Below are 12163 nucleotides of genomic sequence, written 5' to 3'. Positions count from 1 at the left end.
AGTCGAGCCAGTAGGTGTTTAGCGGTGTTACAGCCTGAGTGCGGTACTGGCTGAGGTACTATGAGAAATCCAGGCTAGAATGCTTGCTTAGATACGTACACTTCGTGGCAGTTTCAAGTCACAGCGCACGTTATTGACGGTAGCGGGACAAGAAATTACCGAACCTGTCCAGGGCGTCGCCCAGTTGATCCGCCCAGGGCAGTGTCACAATGCGCACATGATCAGGTTCTGGCCAGTTAAACGCCGTGCCTTGAACCAGTAGAATTTTCTCTTGAAGGAGCAAATCAAGAACCAGCTTCTGGTCATCTTGAACATTGAAGACCTTGGGGTCCAAACGAGGAAACGCATAGAGCGCGCCCTTGGGCGTGACACAGGAAACGCCAGGAATCGCGTTGAGCTTTTCCACCGTGATGTCGCGCTGAGCCAGTAAACGGCCACCTGGCAGGATCAGGTCATTGATCGACTGATAGCCACCCAGTGCGGTCTGAATGGCGTGCTGGGCAGGCACGTTGGCACACAGACGCATGGAGGCCAGCATGGTCAGTCCCTGGATAAAATCCTTGGCGCGCTGTTTGGCAATCGTGCCAGAAATCGTCATCCAGCCGGAGCGAAAGCCCGCACAGCGGTAGCTTTTCGACAGCCCGTTCATGGTAATCACTAGCTGGTCATCGTCGGCCAGAGCGCCGGTCGCGGTATGTTCTACGCCGTCATACAGGATCTTGTCGTAGATCTCGTCAGAGAACACCACCAGATTGTGCTCTTTGGCCACGGCCAATACGTCGCGTACCACGGCCGGCGGATAAACCGCACCGGTCGGGTTGTTGGGGTTGATCAGCACGATCGCGCGGGTACGGCTGGTGATCTTGGCGCGGATATCGGCAATGTCCGGCGTCCAGTCGGCCTGCTCATCGCACCTATAGTGCACGCCGTGGCCGCCGGAAAGATGCGCCGCTGCCGTCCATAGTGGATAGTCGGGGGCAGGGATCAGCACTTCGTCGCCGTCGTTTAATAGTGCCTGCATGCACATTACAATCAGTTCGGACACGCCGTTGCCGATGTAAATATCTTCGATGCCAACGCCTGGAATTTTCTTGCGCTGGCACTCCTGCATAATCGCCTTACGCGCCGAGTAGAGGCCTTTGGAATCACAGTAGCCTTGTGCCGTGGGCAGGTTGCGCATCACATCCTGCAAAATCTCTTCTGGTGCTTCAAACCCAAAGGGCGCCGGGTTGCCAATATTCAGCTTTAAAATCCGCTGGCCTTCATCCTCAAGCCGCTTGGCATGATCAAGGACCGGGCCACGGATGTCGTAGCAGACGTTATTGAGCTTGTGAGATTTTTTGAGTTCAGCAGATGACGGCTCGGCGTTTTGTGAGTCCGTATCCTGAAGCTCAGTAGGCGTTTGAAGCTGAGAGGTTTCCATGAGTGATTTATCCAAAAGTGTCCAAAGGCCGTGCGGCGGCGCCGGTCGGTTCATCCATTATGCGTCGGAAAGTGGCTGATTGTCTTCGTCGTTTTGCACAATGGGCGGCGGAATATCGTCCGGTGTTTCCAGCGTTAAACGGCCAAGCTTGCCGTCACGCAGTTCGTGTAGCAGTACTTCGGCGCCACGGTGTAAATCTACCTCGCCACCTGCGCGCAGGCCGCCCCGTTTACCGGCAATTTCTTTCAGGATGGCATAGCCATCAAACCCGGCGATTGCCAGAAAATCAGGCTTCTTCGGACCGTCAGCGTCCACGTCATTATCGACCGGCACTTCATACGTGGGCAATGCTTTGAGTTTGTAACGTGTGGTCAACTCGTCCGGGTAGCGCTTGGCAAGCTCGGCGCTGGTAACAATACCCACGTCGGTATACTCAATGGCGGTATCGCGAATAGCGCCGCTGGCCGCCAGCCGATAGGCGCTGGCCTGGTCTTCAATCTTGGGCCACAGCACGCCAGGCGTGTCGATCAGTGCCACGCGGCCATCAATACGCACTTTCTGCTGGCGCTTGGTGACCGCCGGTTCGTTACCGGTTTTGGCAATTTTACGCCCGGCCAGGCCGTTAATCAGGGTGGATTTACCCACGTTGGGAATCCCCATCACCATCACTCGAACGTCGCGGTCAGCACGTACGTCACCCGCTAATTCGTGGCAAAGTTTGGGAATCTTTTTTAACTCACGCGTATTGGTCGTGGTGATCGCGAGTGCCCGGGTATCGTCTTGGGCATCGAAAAAGGCCACCCATTCCGCGGTGCGCTCTGGGTCTGCCAGGTCCGCCCGGGAGAGTATTTTCAATACTGGCTTATGGCGGGTCAGCTCGGCCAGCATCGGGTTGGCGCTAGAGTAGGGCAGACGTGCGTCGAGTACTTCAATGACCACGTCAATTTCCGGCAGCGCATCCTTTATCTGGCGGCGGGCCTTGTTCATATGTCCGGGGAACCAGCCGAGCATGAGTTTCTCCTACAAGCACAAAAAACGGGCATAAAAAAAGCGAGCAACCATTCTACCAGATGGTGCTCGCCTTGCTGCGATTCGTTAAAGGGGTTAGAGGTAGCGTTTACTCGTCAGGATGAAACTCTAGCGACACTGAGTTAATGCAGTAACGCAACCCTGTGGATGCCGGCGGCCCGTCAGGAAACACATGCCCCAGGTGGGCATCACAGTGGGAGCACACTACTTCTGTGCGCACCATGCCGTGCGTGGTATCGCTATGCTCTTCAACGCAGTTTCTGCCAAGCGGCCTGTCGAAGCTGGGCCAGCCACAACCCGCATCAAATTTGTGCTCGTTTTCAAACAGCGGTGCATGGCAACAAATGCAGTGGTAAATGCCTTGAGCATCGCTTACCTGGTAGTCACCTGTAAAAGGACGTTCGGTGCCTTTCTCGCGTGCAACCCGGTACTGCTCAGGCGTCAGCTGTTCGCGCCACTGTTCGGGGGATTTTTTGATTTTGGCCATTTTAGTGTCTCCTTGCCCTCTGTGACTTGCAGGCTATCGTACTCTTTTCAATTAAGACAGCGTAGTTAAGAAAGCTAGTACTTACCCGAGTTCAGAAGGCGAATAGGGTGTAGCCACCCGCTTGAGTAGGCGTTAAGTAGTAGCAATGAAAGAGATTGGCGTATAGATAGAAAGCAGAGCGATATCATAGGGCTTGACAGAAATGCGTGCTCTGAGTAATATACGCGCCACCTCGACGAGGCAATGAAACGTCCCATTCGTCTAGTGGTCCAGGACACCGCCCTTTCACGGCGGTAACAGGGGTTCGAACCCCCTATGGGACGCCAATTACATCGTTAAGGTATCGGAGTGCGGGAATAGCTCAGTGGTAGAGCATCGCCTTGCCAAGGCGAGGGTCGAGAGTTCGAATCTCTTTTCCCGCTCCAATTTGGTCGTGTGGTTAAGCAAGTGCAGGTCGAGAGCTGGAACGCCAGCCCGGTCGAATCTCTTTTCCCGCTCCAAAACGTCCCATTCGTCTAGTGGTCTAGGACACCGCCCTTTCACGGCGGTAACAGGGGTTCGAACCCCCTATGGGACGCCAATCCGATGGCGAGAAATTGATTAAGCGGGAATAGCTCAGTGGTAGAGCATCGCCTTGCCAAGGCGAGGGTCGAGAGTTCGAATCTCTTTTCCCGCTCCAATCAATAAAATAGATGTTTATACGTCCCATTCGTCTAGTGGCCTAGGACACCGCCCTTTCACGGCGGTAACAGGGGTTCGAACCCCCTATGGGACGCCATCTAGTAAGTGCATGTTTACGTTGCGGGAATAGCTCAGTGGTAGAGCATCGCCTTGCCAAGGCGAGGGTCGAGAGTTCGAATCTCTTTTCCCGCTCCATGTAAACAGTCTCATTTCGTTATCCTTCCTGTTTTACCTTTCCTTCTTGTTATACATATTGCTATCTATCTACTGCTCTTGTTGGCGGCGTTTTGCTGTGCGTGTGTTTTAGAGGCGCGTTTTGAGTGGTGGCTTACGCCCAGACAGTGCTGCCTGAGCGTAAGTCGGTAATGCCGAGTGCTTAACTGAGGGTGAAGTGATTTACCACGCTGCTAAGCGACTGTGAGCGCTGTTTCAGGTCGTGGGCGGAGTTAGCAGTTTGCTGAACCATAGTGGCGTTATCCTGGGTTGACTGGTCAAGCTGTGCGATGGCCACGTTGATCTGTTCAATCCCCTGGGTTTGCTCATGCGTCGCGGCTGTAATGTCGGCGAACAGGTCATTGATGCGTTGGATCTGTTGGTCAATCTGCTGCATCCGCTCTTTAGCGGTCGTCACCAGTGAGGCGCCGTTATCCACCTGTGCATTAGAGGCGTTAATCAACGTTTTGATCTCGTGAGCGGCGGTTGCCGAACGGTTAGCCAACTGGCGTACTTCACTGGCTACCACGGCAAAACCTCGACCATGCTCACCCGCGCGGGCAGCTTCAACCGACGCATTAAGGGCCAAAATGTTGGTCTGGAAAGCAATGCTGTCAATCAGGGTAACAATGTCGGAAATTCTGGCGGCTTCAGCGCTAATTTCCTGCATGGAGGTAACGGCCTGGCCAATGGCTTGTTGGCCAAACTGAGAGGTTTCGCCTGCGTTGCGTACAAGCTCCTTGGCTTGTTCCACGTTTTCGGCATTTTGGCGCACCGTCGCGGTCACTTCTTCCATGCTGGCAGAGGTTTGCTGAAGGGCGGCTGCCTGCTGCTCGGTGCGTGATGAAAGCTCCTGATTGCCTGCGGCAATATCGCCAGAGTCATTGTCTACCGCGGCGCTGGTGGCGTGAATTTCTTGCATCGTTGCATGCAGCTTGTCACGCATTTGCTGAATATCGTAAAGCAGGCTGTTGGTATCGTTAGCGCCCAGGCGAACCCTTGCCGTTAAGTCGCCTTGGGCAATACGTGCTACTACCTCTGCCGCGTAGTCAGGCTCGCCACCCAAACGGCGCAGAATCAACGAGATCATGCCCCAAAAGGCTAGCGTTACCAGTATGCCGCCCACCAGGCCGACTAAAATGGTTTTGGTCAATTGGGCCATAATGGTTTGGCTGATATCGCCCATAAAAATACCGCTGGCAACATACACATCCCACGGGGCGTAGGCTTCGGTGTAAGTATGCACCAGGGGCATTTTGTCGTTGCCGCGGGCGAAGTTAGAGTAGTACTCGGAAAAGCCGTAGCCTGACTCGCGGGCGCTTTCCCGGATCAACGGAAAGATCAGCGTGCCCTTGGGGTCAGTCACCTGGGATAAATCCTGCCCCGTCGGACGTTTGGGGTGGGCAAGCATCTTCAGGTCGCCGCTGAGTGCAAACAGGTAGTTATCATCGACGCCAAAGCGCACGTCACGAATGGCTTCAAACGCCTGGGTTTTGGCTTCATCAAGCGAGAGCTCACCCCGCTTGGCTCGTTCATCAAAATGCTCAAGGGTAGAAATGGCAATGTCTACGGCGGTAACCATGCGCTGCTCACGCTCGTGATAGAGCAGCGTTCGGCTTTGCAGCGCATTCACCGTAATCATGATGGCGAGTATCAGCCATAAAACGGCTACGCCAATCAGCCGTTGGCGGCGCAGAGGAAGCGCTGCCAGGCCGCGTCGGGCGGCGGACGTTGAATGCTCGGTAGTAGCGCCTGGTTGGGCAAAGGTAACAGGGGGCTGGGCGATCATGGTGCTCACTATGGCTTTTTCTCGTTTATAAAATACGTGTTCCCTTGAGTGCCGTGCTATTAAAAGCGAAAGGGCACGCGGATAATACTAAAGTATTAGCCTGCGTGTCGTGCGCGACAAAACGCCGCGAATACTAATTAAAGTGGATGGATTGTTAGCGGTTTAACGAGATAGCCATAGGCGCCATGTTACGCTGGCTTGAAAAAACGACCGAATGCCCCGATATCGTTGCTTCGGACGTATTTTTTGTGCCCCTATTTTTTTGCTGACAGGACATCTTTATGGCCGAACCGGCATTGTCTATCCGTGGCCTTACCAAGGTGTACGGCAACGGCTTTCACGCGTTAAAAGGAATTGATCTCGACGTCCAGCAGGGCGATTTTTTTGCCTTGCTGGGTCCCAACGGCGCGGGTAAATCCACCACCCTGGGTGTGGTGTGTTCATTGGTGCAGAAGTCAGAAGGCAAGGTGTCGATTTTTGGTATCGACATCGACAAGGACTTCGCCAAGGCCAAGTACCAGCTGGGCGTGGTTCCTCAGGAATTCAACTTCAACCAGTTCGAGAAGGTGCTTGATATCGTGCTGGCGCAAGCAGGCTATTACGGCATGACGCGCCGTGAAGCGCTGCCGCGTGCCGAGCAGCTGCTGCGCGACCTGGGCCTGTGGGACAAGCGCAATGGCAACGCTCGCATGCTTTCTGGTGGTATGAAGCGCCGCTTGATGATTGCCCGGGCGCTGATGCACCGGCCCAAACTACTGATTCTGGATGAGCCCACCGCGGGCGTGGATATTGAACTGCGCCGCAGCATGTGGGAATACATGCGCCGCATTAATCAGGATGAAGGCACCACGATCATTCTAACCACCCACTATCTGGAAGAAGCCGAAAGCCTGTGCCGTAATATCGCCATCATCAATCACGGTGAAATTGTCCGTAACACCAGCGTGCGCGAGCTATTGGCCGAGCTGAATACCGAAACCTTCCTGCTGGATCTCGCCGAGCCTGTCACGGCGCCGCCGGTGATCGAAGGGTTTGAGATCAAGCAGATCGAACCGACGCAACTCTCGTTGGTGATTCATCGCGGGCAGCAGTTAAACGATGTGTTCAGTGTATTAAGCGAGCAGGGCATGCAGGTGGTTTCCATGCGCAACAGCGCTAACCGGTTGGAAGAGATGTTTGTGTCAATGGTAGAGGCGGGCAATACAGCCATCGATCAGCGCGCCGAACCCAACAAGGAGACGCAGGCATGAATGCAACACAAACGCTCGTTGCGCTATGGACGCTCGTACTTAAAGAGATCAAACGCTTTACGCGTATCTGGCCGCAAACGCTGCTGCCGCCTTCGATCACCATGGCGATGTACTTCATCATCTTTGGCAACCTGATCGGCTCGCGCATAGGGGATATGGATGGCTTCTCCTACATGGACTTTATCGTCCCCGGCCTGATCATGATGTCGGTCATCACCAACAGCTACTCGAACGTGGCTTCCAGCTTCTTCTCGAACAAGTTTCAGCGTTCGGTAGAAGAGCTAATGGTATCGCCCATGCCCAACTGGGTGATTCTATCCGGGTTTATCCTCGGCGGCATGGCGCGCGGTTTGGGCGTGGGCCTGATCGTTACTATTGTGTCGCTATTTTTCACGCGCTTAACCATCGAGCACCCGCTTTTAACCATCCTGGTGGTGGTGCTAACCTCGGCGCTGTTCTCCATCGGCGGCTTTATCAATGCCCTGCTGGCCAACAAGTTTGATGATATCTCCATTGTGCCGACCTTTATTTTGACGCCGCTGACCTACCTGGGTGGGGTGTTTTACTCCATTTCCATGCTGCCCAATTTCTGGCAGGGCGTGTCAATGCTCAACCCGATTCTGTATATGGTGAACGTCTTCCGCTATGGGTTTTTGGGCGTGTCGGACATTCCCGTTGGCTGGGCGCTGGCGGCTATTTTGGGGTTTATCGTAGTGCTGTTTTTTGCGGCACTGGCCATGCTGGAGCGTGGCAAAGGCATTCGTAGTTAACCGCACGACCGTTTTTATCAAGAGAGCGTTACCCTATGGCACACCGCCCCGATACCTTAGAGCACGCGCCCCTGGGGCGCGAATCCGCCTATCCCGAGCAGTACGATGCCGGGCTGCTGTTCCCTATCCCACGCGCCGCCAACCGCGCACCGCTGGGGATTGAAGAGGGCAAGCTGCCCTTTGTGGGTGAAGATGAGTGGCACGCGTTTGAGGTTTCCTGGCTGAATGCCCGTGGCAAACCCATCGTGGCCGTGGTCCGCTTTCGGCTGCCTGCTGAGTCGCCCAGCCTGATCGAATCCAAATCCTGGAAGCTCTACCTCAACAGCTTTAACCAAACCCGTATGGAAAGCCGCGAGGAAGTGCTTGAAACGTTGCAGCGTGACCTAAGCGCGGTAGCCGGTGCATCGGTCAGCGTGGAGCTACTCGGTGTAGAAGACGCTGAGCTTGCCCCACAGCCGCTACCCGGCGACTGCCTGGACGAGCTGGATATCGAAGTAAGTGATTACACGCCCAGCGCTGCCCATTTGGCGGTAAGCGATGAGGTTGTAGAAGAGACGCTGCACTCGCATTTGCTTAAATCCAACTGCCCGGTGACCGGCCAGCCCGACTGGGGCAGCGTGATGATTCGCTACAAAGGCCCAAAGCTGGATCGCGAAGGGTTACTGCGCTACCTGATCGGCTATCGTCAGCATCAGGATTTTCACGAGCACTGTGTTGAGCACATCTTCACCGACCTGATGCAGCACGCCCAACCTACCGAGCTTCTGGTGCTGGCGCGCTACGTGCGCCGCGGCGGGTTGGATATCAGCCCCTGGCGCGCCACGCCGGGCCTTGCGCCGCCAAGTCCGCTGCGTCTGGCAAGACAGTAAGCGACTGCGCTACAGTAGTGCCTAACTGATTGATAGGATGAAACCAAATGGATGGACTCACGCTACTTCACAGCCGTAGCTCAATGGGCAAGCTGGTTGAGCCTGCGCCCACTGCCGAGCAGATGGATGCGATTTACCAGGCGGCCCTGCGCGCCCCGGACCACAAAGAGCTGCGCCCCTGGCGGTTTATTGAGTTCACTGGGGAAGGGCGTACGCGCCTGGGTGAGCTGTTTGCCGAAGCCGAGTTCCAGGAAGACCCCAGTGCCGACGACGACACGCTAAATTCAGCGCGCAAAAAACCGCTGCGCGCGCCGATGATTATCGCCGTGATCGCCAAGGTAACGCCGGACCTGCCCAAAGTGCCCAAAATGGAGCAGGTAATTTCCGCAGGCTGCGCCGCCCATGGCATTTTGCTGGCCGCCCACGCGCAAGGGCTAGGCGCCATGTGGCGTAGCGGCAAGTACGCTTTTGACCCCGTGGTACGCAAAGGGCTTTCCTTGGAAGAAGATGACGAAGTCGTCGCGTTTATCTACCTGGGACACCTGGGCGGGCGCCACAAGTCTTTGCCTGCGCATAACGTGGCCGACTTCGTAGAGCGCTGGGCGTAAGGAGACCAACCGCCATGCGCAAACCCGGTGTGCCTCACCCACGCTTACCGCTGCCCGAGGGCCAGGAAGACCTGGCCGCCTTTCAAAAGTGGTTAAGCGATGCAATCCCCATGGTTGGCGCCCTGGGGATTGAAGAGATGTCGCTGCACAATCAAACGCTCACTTGGCGGCTCGCCTTGGCGCCTAACCTGAATGACAAAGGCACCGGCTTTGGTGGCGCGCTAAGTGCGCAAACCACACTGCAAGGCTGGTGCTGGGTAACGCTATGGCTACGCAAGCAGGGCATGGCGCGTGATGTAGTGGTCGCTGAAGCCACGCAGCGCTTTCTGGCCCCGGTAACGGGGGATTACCGCCTGGTATGCACGCCAGCAGAGCCTGACGGTGTTGAGAAGCTCACCAAGAAGCTGGCCGAGCGCGGCAAAGGCCGTATTGCGCTTACCCAACAGCTTTACTGTGGAGATGCGCTCTGCCTGGAAGCCCACGGCAACTATGCGGTGTTATCGAGCAGCGATACCTGATGGCAAGCCACTGATTCTGAAAAAGGCTTGCTATTTGGCCGCTTAAACCATAGTATATGCGCCGTTCTGTCGCGAAAGGCACAGCCTAAGTGATTGAACCAAAATGTGGAGGGGTGTCCGAGTGGTCGAAGGAGCACGCCTGGAAAGTGTGTAAGTCGAAAGGCTTCGAGGGTTCGAATCCCTCCCCCTCCGCCACAGAATATAGAAAAAGCCCGCTGAGCAATCAGCGGGCTTTTTTGTGCTTGGGATTTGGCAGCCCAGACTTCCTGCCTTTGCCTACCTTGGTCTTGTTTTCGTCAATACGAAGGTGACAAGGCTTGCTGGCTTCGTTACTGTTAACTTAAGAATCATGAGCTACCGATATGAGTCTGATAGCGACCCAGTGCGGTCATCCCGGCAAATGCTGCTGGCAAGTTCATACGTATTATGCAGCTGGTAAAATGATTGGCAGCTATACTGCAGAAGTTAACTTAGCCTCAAGGGGGCAAGAGGTTAGAGCATGGATGTCGCGCTGGAATACATTCTTGAACGTGCTGGCACGTTCCTCTCGTATCACAGCATTCCAACTAGTCACTGTTACACGTATAAATGGAGTCTAAGCATTGAAGCTATACGAGAACGTAATTATTGGAAATTTTTTGTACGGTTTGGGGCACTCTATTGGCAGTGCTACTAAAGAAAAGCGACAACTATCTGTCATAAATTTGTTGCAGCAAACTCCAGCAGATAAGGAACTTGGGGATATGCTGTTGGAGTTTCCTGGGGTGGTAAGGCTAATTGAGTTTAAGAATCGAGACAGCTCACTCGCTAAGGAAAAAAAAAGATGTGAGCAGCTCAGTATACAGATTGGTGATAGTGAAGAACTACAAAAAATATCTAGGGAAATTCATTGGTATGTTGAAACCAAGCCATTTGAAGAGTTATGCCTTAACAATATCACCCCATATTTAGATGCCTTTTCTGGCAATGAATCTACTCATACGATTGAATCGTTTATCGCAAATATCACTCGCTCAGTAATAGATCCTGAAAATAAAATTCCGTCCTCCAATCTTGAAGCATATCTTGCACTCGTATCTACATGTCAAGGCGATGGAGACGTGGGTACGGGTGGCTTGATTGTGTCAGTAGGTAAAGAGGGAGTGAGGTACCTGCAGTTTACAGATATAATGCAGTTAAGGTTGCAGCATAAAGACTACGTCTTACAAGTTAAAAAAGAGTACGACTCAATTATGAGAAGGCTTCCATCAAAAGAAAAGAAATTAGATAAGGGATATTCTATGGGGAGTGGTAGATAAATGGAAAAGTTCCACTGTCTTGTAGATTCTTCTTTTAATCTTTTAAAAGCCAGCGAAAGAAACCAGTCAGAACTTCAAGGCGCAATCCAAAAAATTGAAAATAGCTCAAAAAATTTAAATAGAACTTCACAAGATATCGAGAGTCGGGTTGCTAGAGCTATGAATAACGCTAGTCATGATTCAGCTGAATATATTGCCCAAAAAGTACTTTCAAGCTTGAACGAGGTGGAAAAAAAGGCAGCTAATGCGTCGACTAGGTTTGAAAAAGCAGCAAAGTTTTCGATTCTAAAAATTGGTGCAATGTTCTTCACTTTCTTCTTATTGGCCGGTGCGCTACTTTGGTTTGCGTTTATAAAAAACATACCGACAATTGATGAAATCAATCGACTAAGAAATGAGAAAGGTATTTTGTTGGATGAATTAGCTTCATTGAAACAGTATGGGGTTGTTGCCAGCTGTGACGGGGAGCCGTGTATACAAGTTGACCTTTCTACTTGGTACGGTGATGAAGAAATTCCTTTCTATAAAATTATTCGTAAGCAATAAACGTGTAACAAAACATTGCAGCGGACAAGCCGCTGAATACGGCGTTAATCAGAACCTCCTTAAAGACAGTTCCTGGCCGACACAAGAATTAACGTGCATAGGTGCTATCGTCCCTTAGCGGATGTTCAATGAAACCGTAATTTGCGGGGGCTTTTAGCCAAAAATGCGCGTTTTTTTGGTGAGGGTTGCATTATGAGTGCGTACATTTATTGAAAAGTATGATGTGAATTTCGGTAAAACAATGGTTTATAAGAAGGCGTTGTATGTTTATGCACCATCTTGAAAAATGATCATAAAGTTAACACGCATGCGCATTTTTCTAACGAGCCTTACGAGGAAAAAATAGCATTTACCCCTTTTTTATAAGTAAATTAGTTGCTTTTGGCAAGGTGGGGCTTCCCAGAAAAACGCGCATGCTCATGAATCAAACTGTTATGTGCACATACAAATGCTCCGCCAAGTGGAGTTGATACAACTAAAGGAGAGGAAAATGAGCAAATGCCACTGGGTAGTAGAGCAGCCATCTGGAGACCATGTCCTAATGAAGGATGGGGAGGAGTGTGGGAGAATTCCTGAGGGGGAGAACACCAGAATGGACGAGGGTATGTAGTGGTCAACTAATACCGGACAGTAATTTAAGATTTTCCTCAGCCACAACGGGAGGCATACCATCGTTAAATGA

General features: G+C 52.8%; 11 protein-coding genes and 7 tRNA genes. 14 read left to right on the top strand and 4 right to left on the bottom strand.

What is annotated here, in order from left to right; translation table 11 throughout:
• Positions 1-130: 130 nt before the first annotated feature.
• The 3 genes from INT20_RS17615 to msrB all read right to left on the bottom strand — a co-directional run bounded on the left by INT20_RS17615 (position 131) and on the right by msrB (position 2939).
• Entirely contained in the window at positions 131-1423 is a 1293-nt protein-coding gene (locus INT20_RS17615) for a pyridoxal phosphate-dependent aminotransferase (protein ID WP_226912240.1), read from the bottom strand.
• A gap of 57 nt (positions 1424-1480) precedes the next feature.
• A complete protein-coding gene (gene ylqF / locus INT20_RS17610; RefSeq protein WP_193054850.1) occupies positions 1481-2434 on the bottom strand; it encodes a ribosome biogenesis GTPase YlqF in 954 nt (317 codons plus the stop codon).
• Positions 2435-2540: 106 nt separating this feature from the next.
• Positions 2541-2939 (bottom strand): peptide-methionine (R)-S-oxide reductase MsrB, encoded by a 399-nt coding sequence (gene msrB, locus INT20_RS17605; protein WP_172117166.1) that lies wholly within the window; start codon positions 2937-2939, stop codon positions 2541-2543.
• Positions 2940-3189: 250 nt separating this feature from the next.
• On the opposite strand from msrB, the gene INT20_RS17600 reads away from it, so the two are divergent.
• The 6 genes from INT20_RS17600 (at position 3190) to INT20_RS17575 (ending at position 3815) form a co-directional block, all read left to right on the top strand.
• A tRNA-Glu gene (locus INT20_RS17600) sits at positions 3190-3265 on the top strand.
• 24 nt (positions 3266-3289) lie between these two features.
• Positions 3290-3364, top strand: a tRNA-Gly gene (locus INT20_RS17595).
• Positions 3365-3443: 79 nt separating this feature from the next.
• Positions 3444-3519: transfer RNA gene (locus INT20_RS17590), tRNA-Glu, on the top strand.
• A gap of 24 nt (positions 3520-3543) precedes the next feature.
• Positions 3544-3618: transfer RNA gene (locus INT20_RS17585), tRNA-Gly, on the top strand.
• A gap of 23 nt (positions 3619-3641) precedes the next feature.
• Positions 3642-3717, top strand: a tRNA-Glu gene (locus INT20_RS17580).
• Positions 3718-3740: 23 nt separating this feature from the next.
• Positions 3741-3815: transfer RNA gene (locus tag INT20_RS17575), tRNA-Gly, on the top strand.
• 181 nt (positions 3816-3996) lie between these two features.
• Here INT20_RS17575 and INT20_RS17570 read toward each other — a convergent pair.
• Entirely contained in the window at positions 3997-5622 is a 1626-nt protein-coding gene (locus tag INT20_RS17570; protein WP_193054871.1) for a methyl-accepting chemotaxis protein, read from the bottom strand.
• A 281-nt stretch (positions 5623-5903) separates the two neighbouring features.
• On the opposite strand from INT20_RS17570, the gene INT20_RS17565 reads away from it, so the two are divergent.
• The 8 genes from INT20_RS17565 to INT20_RS17530 all read left to right on the top strand — a co-directional run bounded on the left by INT20_RS17565 (position 5904) and on the right by INT20_RS17530 (position 11481).
• Positions 5904-6872: an ABC transporter ATP-binding protein gene (locus tag INT20_RS17565; RefSeq protein ID WP_193054851.1), complete on the top strand. Its 969-nt coding sequence runs from the start codon at positions 5904-5906 to the stop codon at positions 6870-6872.
• The gene (locus INT20_RS17560) at positions 6869-7642 is read left to right on the top strand and encodes an ABC transporter permease (RefSeq protein WP_172117164.1); all 774 of its coding nucleotides are present in this window, start codon (positions 6869-6871) and stop codon (positions 7640-7642) included. Before INT20_RS17565 ends, INT20_RS17560 begins: the two co-directional genes overlap by 4 nt.
• A 35-nt stretch (positions 7643-7677) precedes the next feature.
• A complete protein-coding gene (gene queF / locus INT20_RS17555; RefSeq protein WP_193057422.1) occupies positions 7678-8511 on the top strand; it encodes an NADPH-dependent 7-cyano-7-deazaguanine reductase QueF in 834 nt (277 codons plus the stop codon).
• A gap of 47 nt (positions 8512-8558) precedes the next feature.
• The gene (locus INT20_RS17550; protein WP_193057421.1) at positions 8559-9119 is read left to right on the top strand and encodes a nitroreductase family protein; all 561 of its coding nucleotides are present in this window, start codon (positions 8559-8561) and stop codon (positions 9117-9119) included.
• 14 nt (positions 9120-9133) lie between these two features.
• The gene (locus INT20_RS17545) at positions 9134-9637 is read left to right on the top strand and encodes a YiiD C-terminal domain-containing protein (protein WP_193057420.1); all 504 of its coding nucleotides are present in this window, start codon (positions 9134-9136) and stop codon (positions 9635-9637) included.
• Between the two features lie 107 nt (positions 9638-9744).
• Positions 9745-9832 (top strand) — tRNA-Ser (locus INT20_RS17540).
• 407 nt (positions 9833-10239) lie between these two features.
• Positions 10240-10935, top strand: coding sequence for a hypothetical protein (locus tag INT20_RS17535; RefSeq protein ID WP_193057419.1), 696 nt, complete (start codon positions 10240-10242; stop codon positions 10933-10935).
• Entirely contained in the window at positions 10936-11481 is a 546-nt protein-coding gene (locus tag INT20_RS17530; RefSeq protein WP_193054856.1) for a hypothetical protein, read from the top strand.
• Positions 11482-12163: the final 682 nt, after the last annotated feature.

The organism is Halomonas citrativorans (genome assembly GCF_014898005.1).
Lineage (GTDB): Bacteria > Pseudomonadota > Gammaproteobacteria > Pseudomonadales > Halomonadaceae > Vreelandella > Vreelandella citrativorans.
Note: the sequence above shows the minus strand (reverse complement) of the source record. Positions and strands in the feature narration are given on the sequence as shown.

What these genes read in the sequence shown, in the direction of transcription:
- INT20_RS17615 (WP_226912240.1), bottom strand. Translation starts at nt 1,423, where the DNA reads ATGGAAACCTCTCAGCTTCAAACGCCTACTGAGCTTCAGGATACGGAC.
- ylqF (WP_193054850.1), bottom strand. Translation starts at nt 2,434, where the DNA reads ATGCTCGGCTGGTTCCCCGGACATATGAACAAGGCCCGCCGCCAGATA.
- msrB (WP_172117166.1), bottom strand. Translation starts at nt 2,939, where the DNA reads ATGGCCAAAATCAAAAAATCCCCCGAACAGTGGCGCGAACAGCTGACG.
- INT20_RS17570 (WP_193054871.1), bottom strand. Translation starts at nt 5,622, where the DNA reads ATGATCGCCCAGCCCCCTGTTACCTTTGCCCAACCAGGCGCTACTACC.
- INT20_RS17565 (WP_193054851.1), top strand. Translation starts at nt 5,904, where the DNA reads ATGGCCGAACCGGCATTGTCTATCCGTGGCCTTACCAAGGTGTACGGC.
- INT20_RS17560 (WP_172117164.1), top strand. Translation starts at nt 6,869, where the DNA reads ATGAATGCAACACAAACGCTCGTTGCGCTATGGACGCTCGTACTTAAA.
- queF (WP_193057422.1), top strand. Translation starts at nt 7,678, where the DNA reads ATGGCACACCGCCCCGATACCTTAGAGCACGCGCCCCTGGGGCGCGAA.
- INT20_RS17550 (WP_193057421.1), top strand. Translation starts at nt 8,559, where the DNA reads ATGGATGGACTCACGCTACTTCACAGCCGTAGCTCAATGGGCAAGCTG.
- INT20_RS17545 (WP_193057420.1), top strand. Translation starts at nt 9,134, where the DNA reads ATGCGCAAACCCGGTGTGCCTCACCCACGCTTACCGCTGCCCGAGGGC.
- INT20_RS17530 (WP_193054856.1), top strand. Translation starts at nt 10,936, where the DNA reads ATGGAAAAGTTCCACTGTCTTGTAGATTCTTCTTTTAATCTTTTAAAA.